Below are 17674 nucleotides of genomic sequence, written 5' to 3'. Positions count from 1 at the left end.
ACACGCCAACCATGTCCATCCCCAGCAGCGCCGAGCGCGACTTCGAATTCAGCGACCGTGACTTCCGTCGCGTCTGCGAATTGATCCATACCCGTGCCGGCATCGCCCTGGCGCCGGCCAAGCGCGACATGGTGTACGGCCGCCTGTCGCGGCGCCTGCGGGTGCTGGGGCTGCGCTCGTTCAAGGACTATCTGGATCAGCTGGAAAGCCAGGACGGTGACGAATGGCAGGCGTTCACCAACGCGCTGACCACCAACCTCACCTCGTTCTTCCGCGAGCCCCATCACTTCGACAAGCTCCGCGAAGAACTGCAGATGCGTGCGCCACGGGCTCCGCTGAAGCTGTGGTCGTGCGCGGCCTCCACCGGCGAAGAGCCCTACTCCATGGCCATCACCGCGTGTGAGGCGTTCTCCAGCATGACCCCGCCAGTGCGCATCATCGCCACCGATGTCGACACCCAGGTGCTGGCCACCGCCAGCCAGGGTGTCTATGCGATGGATCGCATCGCCGGCCTGGACCCGGCCCTGAAGCGGCGTTACTTCCAGCGCGGCAGCGGCCCCAATGAGGGCAAATGCCGCGTGCTGCCGGCCCTGCGTTCGCTGATCGAGTTCCGTCCGCTAAATCTATTGTCCAACCGCTATGACGTCGGCGGCCCCTTCGATGCCCTGTTCTGCCGCAACGTGATGATCTATTTCGACAAACCCACCCAGCGCGGCATCCTGTCGCGGCTGGTGCAGCACATGGACGAGGACAGCCTGCTTTATACCGGGCACTCGGAAAACTACCTGCACGCCGCTGACCTGATCCAGCCGTGCGGCCGCACCTTGTACCGTCGCAGCCGCAGGAATGGCGCATGAGAAGCCCGCAACAGCATCCCGATGAGGTAATGCGCTACCGCGATACGCGGTTCCAGACCATCGCTGCCAAACTGCTGCCCACCCAGTACCTGGTAGTGGACGACGACACCGCGCTGACCACCATCCTCGGTTCCTGCGTGGCGGCCTGCATCCGCGACCCGATCCTCGGCATTGGCGGCATGAATCATTTCCTGCTGCCCGAAGGCAACATCGGCGACGGCGCGCCTGCGCGCTATGGCAGCTATGCGATGGAACTGCTGATCAACGACCTGCTCAAGCGCGGCGCCCATCGCAAGCGCCTGGAGGCCAAGGTGTTTGGCGGCGCCAACGTGCTCAAGGGCTTCACCAGCAATCCGGTCGGCACCCGCAATGCCGAGTTCGTGCGCCAGTACCTGCATGCCGAGCACATTCCCATCGTTGCCGAAGACCTGTGCGGCATCCACCCGCGCAAGATCTGGTTCTTTCCGATCACCGGCCGGGTCGTGGTGCAGCGCCTGCCGCATGCGCACGACGCCGAAGTCGCCGCCACCGAATCGGCCATCCGCGCCCGTCTGTCGCGCACCCCGGTCAGCGGTGGCGTGGAGCTGTTCGAATGACGCTGCAAGCACCCTGCCGAGTATTGATCGTCGACGATTCGGCGGTGGTACGCCAGGTATTGACCGAAATCCTGTCGGCCGACCCGGCCATCGAGGTCGTCGGCACCGCCGCCGATCCGCTGTTAGCAAGGGAAAAAATCAAGCGGCTCAATCCCGACGTGCTGACGCTGGATGTGGAAATGCCGCGCATGGACGGGCTGGCGTTCCTGGAAAACCTGATGCGCCTGCATCCGCTGCCGGTTGTCATGGTGTCCTCGCTGACCGAGCGCGGTGCCGATACCACCTTGCAGGCGCTGGCGTTGGGCGCGGTGGATTTTGTTTCCAAACCGAAGTTCGACGTAGCGCGCGGCCTGGATGCCTACGCCGAGGAGATCCGCAGCAAGGTCAAGATGGCCGCCCGCTCACGGGTACGCGCCATCGGCTCAGCGCCGCGTCGCCCGCTGCCGCAGGCAGCCAGCCCGGCCCATATCGGCTTCCGCACCACCGACCGCCTGATCGCCATTGGCGCCTCGGCCGGGGGCACCGAAGCGCTGCGGGTGGTGCTGGAAGCCATGCCCGCCGATGCACCGGCCATCGTCATGACCCAGCACCTGCCGGCCAGCTTCAGCACCGCCTTCGCCGAGCGCCTGGACCGGCATTCGGCTATGTCGGTACGCGAGGCCAGCGACGGCGAGGCCATCCTGCCCGGCCATGCCTATCTGCCTGCGGGTGGCCGCCATCTGCGGGTGATACGCGATGGTGCGCGTTGGCGCTGCCGGGTTGATGACAGCGCGCCGGTGAATCTGCACAAGCCTGCGGTCGATGTGCTGTTCCGCTCGGTGGCCAGCAGCGCTGGCGCCAACGCCATCGGTGCCATTCTCACAGGCATGGGCGAAGACGGCGCGCGCGGCCTGCTGGAGATGAAACAGGCCGGCGCACCTACCCTGGCCCAGGACGAGGCCAGTTCCGTGGTCTGGGGCATGCCCGGCAGTGCGGTGCGCTTGGGCGCGGCCGACGAAGTCGTCGCGCTGGACAGGATTGCCGAACGGATCCTCGCCCTGGCACGCGGCTGAGTACACTGCAGCTGCAGCTGCAGTGACGACTACAGCTACAGCTCACCCAGTAACGCTCAGACGACGGATTCGGGCTCCAGCGCCAGGCCGCGATATAGATCAGCACGGTCCGCCAACGAACGCGCATCCTGGTTGGCTGCGCGTATACGGTATTCAAGATCCTGCACCTGCTGTTCGGCCCCCATCCAGCCGGCCTGCGCCCGCTGCCGTGCTGCCTGTTCCGCAGCCCGCCCCGAACCACCGCGGAACGCGCTCCAGGACAGCGTCAGCCCGGTCTGCCACGCAGACTCACGCCCATAAATGTCTTCACCGGTGTTCTTGCTCACCACCCAGTTGACCTGCGGGCGCAGTGCCGAGCGCACGGCATCGGCCTGCATGTCCGCAGAACGTGCCGAGGCCTTGGCCTGCAGCACCGTCGGGTGGTGTATCGACTCACCCAGCAGCCAACTCAGCTCCGGCATGCGCATTTCCCAGTACTGGGAGCCCGGCAGCGTTGGCAGCGTACGCTCGCCCACCATCCTGCGCAGGTTGATTTCGATATCGCGTGCTTTGGAATCGGCCAGACTGCGCGAGGCTTCGGCCTGCAGCAGGCGCGCACGCGCCTGGGTCAGCTCACTGACCCGGCCCGAATCGACGGCAACAATGCCCTCCAGCATCTTCACCAGTTCGGCCATGCGGTCAACATAGCGCTGGCTGGTTACGACGATGATGCGCTGCTTGGACAGCTCGATCAGGTTGGAGGTGACATCGTTGACGTGATGCAACTCCAATGGATCCGCGCCCAAGCCTTGAGTGTGAAGCGCAATGCCACCCGGAATCACCGGTACCGCGCTACTTGTAAGCGCTGAATCCTGAGCAAACAGGTCCTCTCCCGCCTGCGCCAAAACCGGCCCAGTTGCGGCTATGTCGGTATCGCCTGCAATGGAAATTCCTGTACCCACCGCTTTTGGATTCGTCACCGCAACAGTCAACTCCTTCTTCACAAGCACTTCCACGTCCAGCGACGAGTGCTGATAGGTGTTGTAGTTCACGCCATCAATCACCAATACCGCCTTTTGAACCCAGTCGCCGTCACCCAACGCCTTCATGTCCAGGACCTTGCCTGTCGTGTTGAGCCTAAGGGTATCGATGCCGCCATTGCCATGAACGCTTGAGGTCGAGATCGCGGCGATTTCTGAGACGACGAAGATTTCGTCGCGCGCGTCGCCTTGATAGCTGAAGTTGGCTTGGTTCACATACTTTGTCTGCGCATCGTCGACCAACGTCGGAATACCCGCCCGCGAGAACTCGAAGTTGTCGAGGAAGCCCCACTCTGTTGTATAGGCGACTACCGATCCAATCAGCACGCCCGGGTTGGCCGTGTAGCTCACTGCATACCCCTGGGGAATTCCGTCGAAGCCCTGGGTAGCAAGATGATTCCCATAGATATCGTAGAACTCATACGTCGCGGGGCGATGCAAGTAGTCCGTTGTGAACGAGACTTTCGAAGCAGCGTCGAAAGAAATCTCCAGCCGATCGCCCGGCGTTCCGCTGTAGCCGAAGTAGAGCCGCTTGCCGTGTCCGAACTCGGGATACGTATTGCCGTAGGTAGCAATGAGGGTTTTGCCTTGGAGTACCTTCACGCTCATGGTATCGAGCACGAGCGTCTGGCCTGTCGTATAGACCTTCTTGTCGGTGGTATTCGAGAAATCCTCAGTGGTCCCCTGCTGTGGGCAGGCTCGGAACTTGGAGATGTTCCCTGCCTGATCGATGAGCGCCGCCGTGGTCACGTCTGAGACCTGGAATCCGGGGGTAATCGTCGCCTTGCCCGCAAGCACATCAGCCGCTGTCAACCGATACTCGAAGTAGCTGGTTCCTTGATTCAAATAGATCCGATCCCCCGCCGTCACTGCAGCCGATTCGAAGCTGACCATCGCGGAATTGCCACTGATTGCAATAGCGGTCGGCGCTGTCGGGGCATCGTCCAAGCGCCATCCATGACAACCCTGATCGATCAGGGTTGATCCTCTTTTGACTTTCCGTAAGAAACCGCAGAAATCACTAGCGTTTCTTCATCGGCAAAGAAGCAGCTGACGAAGTTACGCCATCCTTTCCCAAAAAATAGTTTCACCAGTGGAAATGTAGTGGCCGGCGCCTTGCCCGACCATAGGAGTAGTCCGATAAGCGCGCGCAGCAAGTGCGATAGCCCGACTACCTCATGTCATCCAACGCCGGCAGGATCGCCGATGCCCACAGTGTGTGGACAGTCAGCTTTTCAACCAAGAACGCAGCATTCAACAAGAGGCACAGATCACATCGCCCTAGCTTGCGGCCCAGCGCTGCACATCGCCCTGCCTGGCCGCACAACCCCACGGCATGCTCAAACGCCGACGGGACGTCTGAGCGCCCCGTCGGTTTATTGCTTGATGGCAGACGCAATCGTCAGCCGCCTACTTCGCTTAATACGCCAAGTACGACACCTGGTTGTGATCAAACAGATCGGTACTGAAGCCGTGTGCGGGGTACGTAATGCCACCGGTACCTCGATCACCTGCACCGGCAGCATTCAACAAGCTGCCGCCGGCCGCGAAAAGCTCCGGCTCGACGGGCTGCAGCAGTGAAGAGATTCCGCCGCGCGCAGCCGCGTCCAACCCTGCCGGCGATTGTGCAAGCGCATCAATCGAACCCGCCTCGCCGATGTCAGCGTCCTGCCAGTACTCAATTGCGCGCTCACGCGGAGTCGGGTCGACAAACTCCGCTCTGTTGGTGAGGATCACCTTAACTGCGTAGGTCAGCACTTCTACATTCAACGCGCTATGCCGATACGAGGTGTACGTCAAGCCGTCAATCACAACCTGGGAACCATATTCCCACGTACCCAGATCACCACCTGGCACATAGCTATGCTGCAAAAGCTCGAATCCCCCTGGCAATACATCCTTCAATTCGAGGACCCCGCTGCCACCCGCGCCCCCCTTGACCATCATCTGCAGGCGACTCTCGTTGCCCTTATAAAAGATGTCCGTGCCGCTATTGCGCAACACATCCGAAAGGGAAAGTTGAACATGCGCCCCTGCGAGGCCCAGATCGATGATCTCCATTGAATTGAACTGCAAACCGGCAGGCACAATACTGTTTTGGAGGGGGATAAGCTTGAGAGTATCGATACCTCCTCCCCCGTAAATACCCGATTCAGCACGATAGACGTATTCCCATGCGTACATTTGCAACGTCACCACATCATTGGCGTCCGAGCCAAAGAAGCTTTCCTTGGCGGAGGTGATTACGTTCGGGTCACGCGTATCCACGAGGTGATTGATCACAACCTCATAAGGTGCCGACGCGGCGCCGATATGTCCATTCTTGCCGATGATCTTGGCAATCACCGAAAAGTCTTTGCTGGCGCCGTGTTCCAACAGCTGATCTGCCGGCATCCTCACAGTGACGTGGCCCGCATCGATGTCGGCTTTGTACAACACCTGGTCGTGACTGATGGTGCCCCAGCGCACATGTATCCTGTCGCCTTGCTTGGCATCCGTGGCCGTCAACGATACTTCGATCAATGCGCCATCAGACGCCTTTGCAACGGTGTAAACACCTTCGGCATCAGGAATGCGCTCAATCACCGGCGCGCCCACACTCTGCGCCTGCACGTACTTGGAATGGCTCAGCCCGAGGGAAAGACCACTGGAACGTTCCGCAATGCGTACCTCGGCGGTCCAATCGCCCGGCGGCATCTTGTGCTGGATGACTGCCCAGCTTCCTTCGGAAAAAGCAGCGTCGGTCCAGGTCTTGCCGCCGTCGGTGGATACCTGGATTACCATGTTCGGCAACAGATAAGGCATGTCGTCCACCGAACCATAAATGATGCGGTCACCGAAAGCGCTCGTCTCGGCCTTTGAAATCGTGATATTGCTCGGGTAACGCTCTCCCCATTGCAAGGCATCAAGCATCGTACTGTAACTACCACCAACTATCGCGATCGACGCGACGTACTTTCCTTCAGGCGCTTGAAAATAGATACGTTGGTAGCCACTCCCATTATTCACTGACAACTCTGACTGACCAATCACCTCGCCATTCGCGTCAAAATAAGTGGCAACGCCCCCACTTCCAGAGGTTAAGTGGTGAAATGATAGCGTCGAACTTTCGGTTGGAAGTTCCATCCGGACCGAGCCCGAAAGGTGCGTTTCCAATACCCCAAAAGCGTCTTCGGGGCGATATTTATAGTAACCCTCCTTCGCTTCGGTGGGCTGGGCACGAAAAGTCCCGGTCAAAATAAGGCCCGAAGAAAGCTCAAGATCTTCACGGTGTATCGCTACGGAACTGTGCCTTATCTCGTTGAAGTTCTCAAATCCACCAAACTGACCCGGCACCGCAATGCGGAAGCCGAACGTACCGGACGTGCCGGTTGTTTCACCCTGCGCATTGATTTCCGTCGCCACCAAGTTGTGCACGCCCTGGCTCAACGGGAAGGTTGGGAGGAAGTTCCAGTATCCCGCCGCATCCACCTGCGTACGGCCAATCTCCTGCCCGTTGTCGGTGAGGACGATGGTGGTGTAAGGATCGCCCCTGCCGTTGACGCGCGGCATGTCATCGTCGGTAATCGCGCCACTGCGCAGCTCACCAGTTTTGCTGCCCACGTCATCGTAGATGGAGGTGATGCTGGGGCCGCTCGGCGGCAACAGGCTGATTGTGAAATCGAACGACTCGGTCGGCTGGCTTGCATTGCCCGCTACGTCCACCGAGATCACGCTGATACCGTGCGGGCCCGTGGCCAACTCCGAGGCCGGCGTATATTGCCATTGCCCATTTCCGTCAGCCTGCACACGGCCGATCTCAACACCATGATCGCGGATGATCACGGTGCTGTTTGCCTCGGCGGTGCCCACAAAGGTTGGCTGGGTGTCGTCGGTTCTATCGCCGTTCTGCAGCGGGCCCTGGACGTCACCCACATCGTCGAGCACGCTCACGATTTTCGGCGCATCCGGGCGGGTGCTGTCGATGGTGATTTCATACTGTGCCGGCGATGCGGTCACGTTGCCGGCAGCGTCGGCGGCACTGATGGTGAACATGTGTTCACCTTCGTCCAAGCCCACGGGAGGCGTAAAGGTCCACACGCCCTTGGCATCGGTAACCGCCGTACCCAGCAAGCTTCCGTTGTCGTAAATACGAACGGTGCTACCCGCTTCGGCCTTGCCTGACAAGGTCGGCGTGGCATCATCTGTGTGTTGACCGTTTTCGATTACACCCTGCACGGCACCCACATCATCCAGCACCTGCTCGATGGTCGGAATACTGGGCGGGGTGAGGTCCACTTCCAGCTTGAACGGACGGCTCGGGCCACTCTCGCCCTTGGCAACCAGCGTCACCGTGGCATGGAAGGTATGCGCACCTTCGCTCAGCTCGGTCGGCGGCGTGAACTGCCAGGTGCCGTCGACATCGGCCACGACCTGCCCAAGCAGCACGCTGCCTTCATAGATTTTTACGATACCGCCAGCAGTAGCCGTGCCGAATAAAGTCGGCGTGCTGTCATCGGTTACGCCACCGCTGAAGACTTCATCGGTCACGCTGCCGACGTCGTCTTCGGCGTAATAGATATTGATCTTTTCCGGGCGCGTGTCGACGGTGAACTCGGTGACGTCGGTCTGTTCACCGCTGTTGCCGGCGCGGTCCACTGCCGAGTAGCTCAGCATGTGCAGGCCATCGGCCAGCGGGGTATCCGGGGTGAAGCTCCAGGTGCCGTCGGCACCGACGGTGGTGCTGCCGATCTGCTTGCCCTTGTCATAGACAATCAGCTTGGCATTGGCTTCTGCTGTGCCGGTAATGGTCGGGCGATTGTCATCCGTGATGGTCTGATCGGTGATGGCACCGGTGATGCGACCTTCGTCGTCCAGAATGCCAGTGATTTTCGGAATGCCCGGTGCAATCTTGTCGATGGTGATGATGTAGGGCTCGGAGTAGCCGCTGGTATCCTTGTTCGGATACTCGTACTTGACGGTCATCGAGTGCGTGCCGGACGCATAGGCGGATGACGGGGTATACGACCACACGCCATTTTCGTCAGCGACGGTATAGCCCTGCAGGTACTTGCCACGGTAGACGTGCACCTTCACGCCGGGATCGGCGTGCCCCATCAGCGTCGGATAGACATCGTCGGTGTAACCGCCGTTTTCGATTACGCCTTGAATGACGCCATGGTCGTCCATCACCTTTTCAATGACGGGAACGTCGTCAACAGCGAACGGTACAACGGCCGCAGGTGCGTCAACCAAACCAGGACTGGTGATTGCTTCTGCTTCCGGTGCGGTGGTGGATTCTGCTGGCGCAGCGTTCTCGTTGGTATTGGCGTTCGAGGCGCTGTCAGGGCTGGTGATTGCTTCTGCTTCCGGCGCTGTGCTGGATTCTACTGGCGCAGCATCCTCGTTGGTATTGGCGTTCGAAGCGTTGTCGTTGATCGCAGCATTGTCCGCACTGACATCGCCTGCCTCGGAGTGCACTTCGGCCACCGGGCCAGCGGTGTCGCCAGCATCCTGCACTACGGCAGAGACGCCTGGCTCTACAGCGGCTGGCGCCGGCTCATCTGCATCTGCGTCGGCAGGCTGATCTTCCAGCACGAAAGCACTGGCAGCCGGCGCAGGCTGCGTCTTGCTGCCACCGCTCTTGTTGTTGCTCAATGCAGCACCAGCAGCGAGCGCCGCCACACCGGCAAGCGCGCCGCTGAATACCGAAGAGCCACCTTCGGCGAGCGCGAAGCTGCTCGGCAAAACCACAGGCTGGCCGGCAGCCAGTATGAGCTGCGCCGTAGCGCCATCCGTCATTGCCGAAGCCTCGGTAGCGCCACCCTCGCTAGCGGCCAGGTATTCCAGATATTCGCCGTCAGCACCCAGGCCGACCAGCTGGCCTTCGCTGCCGTAGAACTCTTCGATGACCACAGACGCCGGCTCAACACCCGCCTTTTGCTGCTCAATCACCAGGTTCTTGCCAACGCGCTTCACGCTGATATCACCCGCAGCAACGCCACCGTGCATCTCGGCAAGCACATAGCGCGCGCCCTTGACCGCGCTGATGCGCATGGCCTTGCCATTCTGCATGCCCGCAAACTGCTGGACATGCACCACAGAACCCCCGCTAACCACTGACACCATCGCAGTCATTACATTTCACTCGTTATTGTTTATCTGGTGGGAATTGCACGATCCGACCGGACTGGCCAGTATCTGAATGGAATTCCCATATGTTTCATGCGACAACAGAAGGCCCTGGCTTCATTCGAGAAACCGAAAAGGCTCATACTTCGTTTCAACTTACCGCAGCGTCACGCGAAAACTTCAGCGTTCGGCCGTTGATGAACTACCCGCGACACCAATGGCAGCTAGTTTCACCTGTGATAACAATAGATCCCCTCCCCACTGCGTTACATAGGGATGATCTTAAAAGCCGAAAAGGCCACTAAAGGGCGCGCGGATCACGGATAGCATTGGATCTGCGTCTTTCCACTGCTTAGCCAAGCACCGGGCAGCTCCCCCGCAGCAGGTCAGTTCCCCTGCCATATGGCGATAACAGAGCCAGTCGTTCAAGCAGAACATTGGCGGCCGCAATGGGAATCACGGTGTTCCTGCGCCCGGCGAGGCGTAAACAAGCGCAGTGAACGGAAATTCAGAACAAACGCCGCACATTTGGGACCAATCCTATTCGCCGCGACGCCCGCCAAGCCCAGACTTCCGCTCCTCGTCGGGAGCAGTTGGTACTTTGCACTCCCGGATAAAAACCCACCTGTTGTAGCAGGTGGCTCCATCTGGAATTGCCATGACTGACACACCTGCACCGGCTGACGAAGCCGCCGCGATGACCAAAGACCAGGTCAACATAGAAGACACCCTGCTGCAAAGCGTGTCCTGGATGTGTGATCACTACGATATGCGCCGCACCCCGGCAGCGCTGGTGGCCGGCCTGCCGTGGAACGGTGCGCTTTCGCCCTCGCTCGCGCTGCAGGCGCTGAGCAATGTTGGCTTGACCGGCGGCGTGGTGAAGCGCGGGCTCGCCCAACTGCCGGCGCAGGTGATGCCGATGATCCTGCTGCGCAAGAAGCAGGGCGGCGCCGTCCTGCTGGAACGCAGGGAAGTACGCGACGAGGAGAATAAGCGCCAGCTGCGCTACACGGTCATCCGCTTCGTGCGCGCCCACCTGTTGGATGTTGCCGCCAAGAAAGCCGATCTGGTGTTGGGCGCGATGCTGTTCCGGCAGGCCCTGTCGGTGAAGATGGAACACAAGCCGGCCTCCTCCGGCGCCTTCGCCAATCAGCTGCGCGAGTTCGAATCGGTGCGCGATTTCGCCACGTCGGCAACGCTGGCGGCGATCTCCGATCTGCCCTTCGTGCTGATGTTCGTCGGCGTCATCTTTGCCATTGGCGGGCCATTGGGCTGGATTCCGCTGCTGATCCTGCCGTTGATCGTCATCATCTCGGTCAGCATCCAGTGGCCGCTGGCGCGCGTGATGAAAGAGAACCTGCGTGAGTCATCGCTCAAGCAAGGCGTATTGATCGAATCCATCGAAGGCATGGAAACGCTCAAGTCCACCGGCGGCAGTGCCAACATGCAGCGCCGCTGGCAGCACTTCAGCGCCCTGCAATCGGCCACCTCGATGAAGTCGCGCCGCCTGTCCAGCATTGCCACCGGCACCGTCACCTTGCTGCAACAGCTGCAGACGGTGGTGCTGGTCATCACTGGCGTGTACCTGATCACCGCCGGCACGCTCAGCATGGGCGCACTGATCGGCACGGTGATGCTGGCCGGCCGTGCTACTGCCCCGCTGGGCCAGGTGATCGGCCTTGCGGTGCGCTTCCAGCAGGCCAAGGCCGCGCTGGGCTCATTGAACAAGCTGATGGAAATGCCGCAGGACCGCGACCCGGCCCAGGACTACCTGCCGGTGCCAAACCTGAGCGGACAGCTGTCGCTGAAGAAGATTGGCTTTTCCTATCCGGCACCGCCGATGCAGCCCAATCCGCCGGTGCTGACCGATATCAGCCTGTCCATCGCGCCCGGCGAACGTGTTGCCATCCTGGGCCGCATCGGCAGCGGCAAGTCCACGCTGTTGCGGGTGATGTCGCGCCTTTACTCGCCCACCGAGGGGCAGATGTTCACCGACGGCCTGGACGTCAACCAGATCGACCCGGCCGATTGGCGCAAGGCCGTGGGTTTCGTCAACCAGGAAGCGCGTCTGTTCCATGGCACGTTGCGCGAGAACGTGATGCTGGGCTGCCCGGATGCCAGCGTGGATGAGTTCCTGCGGGTATTGCGGCTGACCGGTCTTGACCAGTTTGCCGCCGCACACCCGCGCGGCGTCAACCTGCCCATCGGCGAGAACGGTGATGGTGTGTCCGGCGGCCAGCGCCAGCTGATTTCGCTGGCCCGCACCTTGCTGGCACGCCCGCGCCTGCTGCTGATGGATGAACCCACCAGCGCGATGGATGCGCAGACCGAGGCGCAGTTCCTTGAGCACCTGCACCGCGCCACCCAGGGCCAGACGCTGGTTGTGGTTACCCACCGCCCTTCCCTGCTCAACCTGGTCGACCGGGTGATCGTGATGGACAACGGCCGCGTGTTCGCCGACGGCCCCAAGGCCAACGTGCTGGCTGCGCTGGGCGCCAATGCTGAAAAGCAGAATGCTGAAAAGCCCGCGGCCGCGCAGGACAGGCCGCAAGCCGCGGCTGCAACTTCGGCTACCGCCACGGCTGCGACGTCGAATGCCGTCACTGTTGCAGCACAGGCACCGGCGCCGTCCATTCAAGCCGCACCCATTCGTGTGCGGCACACCAAAACGCCTCAGCAGGAGGCCCACTGATGTTTCCCTGGAAAAAAGACCGCAAACAGGCTGGCTCGATCAACGCCGCCGATGCCGCGTTCATGGACGATGTCTCCGAATCACTGCTGGCGCAGACCACGCCGGGCTCGCGCCTTGTCACCTACATGATCCTGCTGGTGGTGGTGATCGGGGTGACCTGGGCGCACTTTGCGCGGGTGGAGGAAATCACCAAGGGCGAAGCCAAGATCGTCTCCAAAAGCCGCGAGCAGGTGATCCAGAGCCTGGAGGGCGGCATCCTTGCGGAAATGTCGGCACACGAGGGGGACATTGTCGAAAGCGGCCAGGTGCTGCTGAAGATCGACCCGACCCGCGCCAACGCCAGCTACCGCGAAGCGCTCAGCAAGGCCATCTCGCTGAAAGCCACCATTGCCCGTCTGCGCGCCGAAGCGTACGGCGAACCGCTGGTATTCGATGAGCAGGTAAGTCAATTCACCGACGAAGTCGCCAGCGAAACGCGGGCGTTCAATGCGCGTCGTCGCTCGCTGGAGGAAGGCATCGCCTCGCTGGAGCAGAGCTACGCCCTGTCCATGCGCGAAATCAACCTTGCCCAGCCGCTGGCGGCCAAGGGCCTGCTGTCCGATGTGGAACTGCTGCGCATGCGCCGCCAGGCCAACGATATCCGTTCGCAGATGGTGGAACGCCGCAATCGCTACCGTTCCGATGCCAACTCCGAGCTGGTCAAGCTGGAGATGGAACTGTCGCAGACCACCGAGAACCTCGTTGGCCGCGCCGACGTGGTGGAACGCACCACCATCACCGCACCGGTACGCGGCACGGTGAAGAACGTGCGCGTCAATACCGTTGGCGGCGTCATCCAGCCGGGCGAGCACATTCTGGAAATCGTGCCGCTGGAAGACCAGCTGTTGGTGGAAGGCAAGATTCGTCCGTCCGATGTTGCCTTCCTGCGCCCGGGCTTGCCGGCCAAGGTGAAGATCACCGCCTACGACTACGGCATCTATGGCGGCTTGGACGGCAAGGTCGAGCTGATCAGCCCCGATACGTTGAAGGATGAAGAGAAAGGCGGAGCCGGTCGGCCCGACAGCACCTATTACCGGGTGACCGTGCTGACCGAGAAAAGTGCGCTGCAAGCCGGTGGCAAAGAGCTGCCGATCATTCCCGGCATGATCGCCTCGGTGGAAATCCGCACCGGTGAGAAGACCGTTCTGGAATACCTGCTCAAGCCGGTACTGAAGGCGCGCGAGGCATTCCGCGAGCGTTGATGGGTGATACCGGCACCCGCTTGCGGGTCCCGGGCAAGTGCAGCGCGGTTGGGGCTCCCCAGGTACTTTCCGCCAAGAACGGTGCCTCCCAACCGCGCTGTGCTTGCCCGGGCCCCGCAGGCAAGCCAGCAAGCTCTGCTTTTGTGGGAGCGGCGTAAGCCGCGAAACCGGGATCATTGAACAACCCTGATTTCCGCAGGCTGACACCGCATCAGCTTCGCGGCTTATGCCGCTCCTTCAAGCTGTCCAAGGCTTTGTAGGAGCGGCGTCAGCCGCGAAGCCGGGATCAATGAATGACCGGGATTTCCACAAGCTGACACCCTTTCAGCTTCGCGGCTCACGCCGCTCCCACAAGCTGACCAAGGCTTTGTAGGAGCGGCGTAAGCCGCGAAGCCGGGATCAATGAATCACCGGGATTTCCACAAGCTGACACCCTTTCAGTCTCGCGGCTCACGCCGCTCCCACAAGCCGACCAAGGCTTTTGTAGGAGCGGCGTGAGCCGCGAAGCTGGGATCAATGAATCACCGGGATTTCCGCAAGCTGACACTGCATCAGCTTCGCGGCTGATGCAGCTCCCACAACCTATCACCCACATCCAACCATTGCCGCAATCTTCATCTCGGCTTCTGCAGACAACAAAAAACCCCGGCTTGCGCCGGGGTTTTTCGTTCAAGCTTTTACTTCTCAGCTACAACTCAGGCGTTGACCGAATCGGCCACGTCCTTGTAATCGCTGATCTGGTCGAAGTTCATGTAACGGTAGATCTCGCTGCCAGCAGCATCCAGCACGCCGACATCGGCCATGTACTCTTCCTTGGTCGGGATGCGGCCCAGACGCGAGCAGATCGCGGCCAGTTCGGCCGAACCAAGATACACGTTGGTGTTGCGGCCCAGACGGTTGGGGAAGTTGCGGGTCGAGGTCGACATCGCGGTGGAGCCTTCGCGGATCTGCGCCTGGTTGCCCATGCACAGCGAGCAGCCCGGCATTTCCATGCGTGCGCCAGCAGCGCCGAAGGTGCCGTACACGCCTTCCTTGGTCAGCTCGGAAGCATCCATCTTGGTCGGCGGGGCAACCCACAGACGGGTCGGGATGTCGCGCTTGCCTTCCAGCAGCTTGGCAGCGGCACGGAAGTGACCGATGTTGGTCATGCACGAACCGATGAACACTTCATCGATCTTGGCACCAGCAACTTCGGACAAGGTCTTCACGTCGTCCGGGTCGTTCGGGCAGGCCACGATCGGCTCGTGGATGTCGGCCAGGTCGATTTCGATGACGGCGGCGTATTCGGCGTCGGCATCGCCCTGCAGCAGTTCCGGGTTGGCCAGCCAGGCTTCCATCTTCTCGATGCGACGGGCCAGCGAACGGGCATCCTGGTAACCCTCGGCAATCATCCACTTCAGCAGGGTGATGTTGCTGTTGAGGTACTCGATGATCGGCTCCTTGTTCAGGTGCACCGAACAACCCGCCGCCGAACGCTCAGCCGAGGCATCGGACAGTTCGAATGCCTGCTCGACCTTCAGGTCCGGCAGACCTTCGATTTCAAGAATGCGGCCGGAGAAGATGTTCTTCTTGCCAGCCTTGGCCACGGTCAGCAGACCGGACTTGATGGCGTACAGCGGGATCGCGTTGACCAGATCACGCAGGGTCACGCCCGGCTGCATCTTGCCCTTGAAGCGCACCAGCACCGATTCCGGCATGTCCAGCGGCATCACACCGGTAGCAGCAGCGAAGGCCACCAGGCCCGAACCGGCCGGGAACGAAATGCCGACCGGGAAACGGGTATGCGAGTCACCACCGGTACCGACGGTGTCCGGCAGCAGCATGCGGTTGAGCCAGCTGTGGATCACGCCATCGCCTGGACGCAGCGAGACGCCGCCACGGGTGGAGATGAACTCCGGCAGGGTGTGGTGGGTCTTCACGTCCACCGGCTTCGGGTAGGCAGCGGTGTGGCAGAACGACTGCATCACCAGGTCGGCCGAGAAGCCCAGGCAAGCCAGGTCCTTCAGCTCGTCACGGGTCATCGGACCGGTGGTGTCCTGCGAGCCCACCGAGGTCATCTTCGGTTCGCAGTAGGTGCCCGGGCGCATACCCTTGCCTTCCGGCAAGCCACAGGCGCGGCCAACCATCTTCTGCGCCAGCGAGTAACCCTTGCCGGTATCGGCCGGCTGCACCGGCAGGCGGAACAGGTCGGTCACCGGCAGGCCCAGCGCTTCGCGCGCCTTGGCGGTCAGGCCACGGCCGATGATCAGCGGAATGCGGCCACCGGCGCGCACTTCGTCGAACAGCACGTCGCTCTTGACCTGGAACTCGGCGATCACTTCACCGTTCTTCAGTGCCTTGCCGTCGTACGGACGCAGCTCGACGACATCGCCGTGCTCCATCTTCGACACGTCCAGCTCGATCGGCAGTGCGCCGGCGTCTTCCATGGTGTTGTAGAAGATCGGGGCGATCTTCGAACCCAGGCACACGCCGCCGAAGCGCTTGTTCGGGATGAAGGGAATGTCTTCACCGGTGAACCACAGCACCGAGTTGGTGGCGGATTTGCGGCTGGAACCGGTGCCGACCACGTCGCCAACGTAGGCAACCAGGTTGCCCTTTTCCTTCAGCGACAGGATTTCCTGGATCGGGCCGCGCTTGCCGTCTTCTTCCGGCACGAACGGCGCGTCGGGACGCTTGTTCTTCAGCATCGCCAGCGCATGCAGCGGGATGTCCGGGCGGGTGGTGGCGTCAGGTGCCGGCGACAGGTCGTCGGTATTGGTTTCGCCCGGCACCTTGAACACGGTGATGGTCAGGCTCTGCGGCACTTCCGGCTTGCTGGTAAACCACTCGGCATCGGCCCAGCTCTGCAGCACGCCCTGTGCATGGGCGTTGCCGGCCTTGGCCTTTTCCTGCACGTCGTGGAACGCATCGAATACCAGCAGGGTGTGCTTCAGGCCGCTGGCGGCAATGGCGCCCACTTCGGCGTCGTCCAGCAGCTGGATCAGCGGGGCAACGTTGTAGCCACCCAGCATGGTGCCCAGCAGTTCGGTGGCGCGCGCGCGGCTGATCAGCGCGTTCTTCTCGCTGCCGAAGGCGATGGCGGCCAGGTACGAAGCCTTGACCTTGGCAGCGTCATCGACGCCGGCCGGTACGCGGTGGGTGATCAGGTCGAGCAGGAACTCGGCCTCACCTGCCGGCGGGTTCTTCAGCAGCTCGATGACGTCGGCCGTCTGCTGTGCGGTCAGCGGCAACGGCGGGATGCCAAGCGCGGCGCGCTCAGCTACGTGGTGGCGATAGGCTTCCAACATGACAACTCCCGGGTGTAACGGTTAAAGAATGGATGGGCTCAGCTTTGCGGCACGATCAGCTTCAAGCCCTTGAAGTAATCGCGATAAAACGTGTCGTTCCAGGTGATCAGGCCGTCGCACTGCAGCAGTGCGTGGGCGCCCACCATGAAATCGTCGATGCGGCGCGTCTCGCCGCTGCGTTGCCGGTGACGGCGGTGCATCTCGCCGGCACGCAACGCGGATTTGGCTTCCAGCGGATTGAAATGGACACCCATTTCCTCCAGCGCTTCCTGTACCTCGGCGCCGCCGCGCAGCGAGGCACAGATCTCGGCAAGGGTGGTACCGCAGATGACCACCCGGCCGCCGATCAGTGCCTGCCGCAGGCAGGCCTCCACCGCGTCGGCACGGGGGCCATCGCTGAGCAGTTCGATCAGGACCGGGGAGTCGACCGCGATCATGCCGGGTCGGCCTCGTCACGCACGGTGCGCACGGCCTGCTCGGCCGACTCGAAACCGTCCAGCGCGAATTTGCCGCGGGCACGTGAGATGGCGTCGTCCACGCTCTTGCGCAGGATGATGCGGCTGCCTTCCAGCTCAACCTTGAGCTGGGTGCCCTTGGTCAGGCCCAGGGCGTCGCGCACGGCCTTGGGCAGGGTGATCTGCCCGCGTTCAGCTACGGTGGCTTCCATGGGACCTCCAATGAAGTATGTACGAATTATACATACTTTGGACCGCATACCCCAACCTACTGTCTGCCCGCAAGCCCCGTCCGGCCTGGCTTGGCCGCAGCTGTACCGTTACATGGGCGCAACATGCCGTTGCCTAAACTGGCGCCAGCCAC

General features: G+C 61.5%; 10 protein-coding genes. 5 read left to right on the top strand and 5 right to left on the bottom strand.

All coding sequences use genetic code 11. The features are described from left to right. Window positions 1-11: 11 nt before the first annotated feature. The 3 genes from BCV67_RS18140 to BCV67_RS18130 are packed head-to-tail and all read left to right on the top strand — an operon-like array spanning window position 12 to window position 2505. Window positions 12-857 carry a CheR family methyltransferase gene (locus BCV67_RS18140; RefSeq protein ID WP_062167761.1) on the top strand — a complete coding sequence of 282 codons (846 nt, stop codon included), beginning with the start codon at window positions 12-14 and terminating at the stop codon, window positions 855-857. Continuing rightward, complete coding sequence (cheD, locus tag BCV67_RS18135) at window positions 854-1453, top strand: chemoreceptor glutamine deamidase CheD (protein WP_062167763.1); 600 nt, start codon at window positions 854-856, stop codon at window positions 1451-1453. The genes BCV67_RS18140 and cheD overlap by 4 nt, the downstream gene beginning before the upstream one ends. Then, complete coding sequence (locus BCV67_RS18130) at window positions 1450-2505, top strand: protein-glutamate methylesterase/protein-glutamine glutaminase (RefSeq protein ID WP_062167765.1); 1056 nt, start codon at window positions 1450-1452, stop codon at window positions 2503-2505. Before cheD ends, BCV67_RS18130 begins: the two co-directional genes overlap by 4 nt. 56 nt (window positions 2506-2561) lie before the next feature. On the opposite strand, the gene BCV67_RS18125 is transcribed toward BCV67_RS18130, so the two are convergent. After that, window positions 2562-4472, bottom strand: a complete 1911-nt coding sequence (locus BCV67_RS18125; protein ID WP_197430093.1) for a TolC family protein — start codon at window positions 4470-4472, stop codon at window positions 2562-2564. Between the two features lie 471 nt (window positions 4473-4943). Further along, entirely contained in the window at window positions 4944-9641 is a 4698-nt protein-coding gene (locus BCV67_RS18120) for an Ig-like domain-containing protein (RefSeq protein ID WP_156455813.1), read from the bottom strand. Window positions 9642-10293: 652 nt separating this feature from the next. Here BCV67_RS18120 and BCV67_RS18115 point away from each other — a divergent pair. Both BCV67_RS18115 and BCV67_RS18110 read left to right on the top strand, forming a co-directional pair. After that, window positions 10294-12327: an ATP-binding cassette domain-containing protein gene (locus BCV67_RS18115; protein WP_082746552.1), complete on the top strand. Its 2034-nt coding sequence runs from the start codon at window positions 10294-10296 to the stop codon at window positions 12325-12327. Next, complete coding sequence (locus BCV67_RS18110) at window positions 12327-13568, top strand: HlyD family type I secretion periplasmic adaptor subunit (RefSeq protein WP_062167768.1); 1242 nt, start codon at window positions 12327-12329, stop codon at window positions 13566-13568. Before BCV67_RS18115 ends, BCV67_RS18110 begins: the two co-directional genes overlap by 1 nt. Window positions 13569-14263: 695 nt before the next feature. Here the strand turns inward: BCV67_RS18110 and acnB are convergent. The 3 genes from acnB to BCV67_RS18095 are packed head-to-tail and all read right to left on the bottom strand — an operon-like array spanning window position 14264 to window position 17522. After that, window positions 14264-16855, bottom strand: coding sequence for a bifunctional aconitate hydratase 2/2-methylisocitrate dehydratase (gene acnB, locus BCV67_RS18105; protein ID WP_062167769.1), 2592 nt, complete (start codon window positions 16853-16855; stop codon window positions 14264-14266). 38 nt (window positions 16856-16893) lie between these two features. Further along, the gene (locus tag BCV67_RS18100; protein WP_062167770.1) at window positions 16894-17292 is read right to left on the bottom strand and encodes a type II toxin-antitoxin system VapC family toxin; all 399 of its coding nucleotides are present in this window, start codon (window positions 17290-17292) and stop codon (window positions 16894-16896) included. After that, complete coding sequence (locus BCV67_RS18095; RefSeq protein WP_062167771.1) at window positions 17289-17522, bottom strand: AbrB/MazE/SpoVT family DNA-binding domain-containing protein; 234 nt, start codon at window positions 17520-17522, stop codon at window positions 17289-17291. Before BCV67_RS18095 ends, BCV67_RS18100 begins: the two co-directional genes overlap by 4 nt. Between the last annotated feature and the right edge of the window lie 152 nt (window positions 17523-17674).

This window comes from Stenotrophomonas nitritireducens (assembly GCF_001700965.1).
Taxonomy (GTDB): Bacteria; Pseudomonadota; Gammaproteobacteria; order Xanthomonadales; family Xanthomonadaceae; genus Stenotrophomonas; species Stenotrophomonas nitritireducens_A.
The sequence above is the reverse complement of the archived record's forward strand: the minus strand, read 5'-3'. Positions and strand labels throughout refer to the sequence as shown.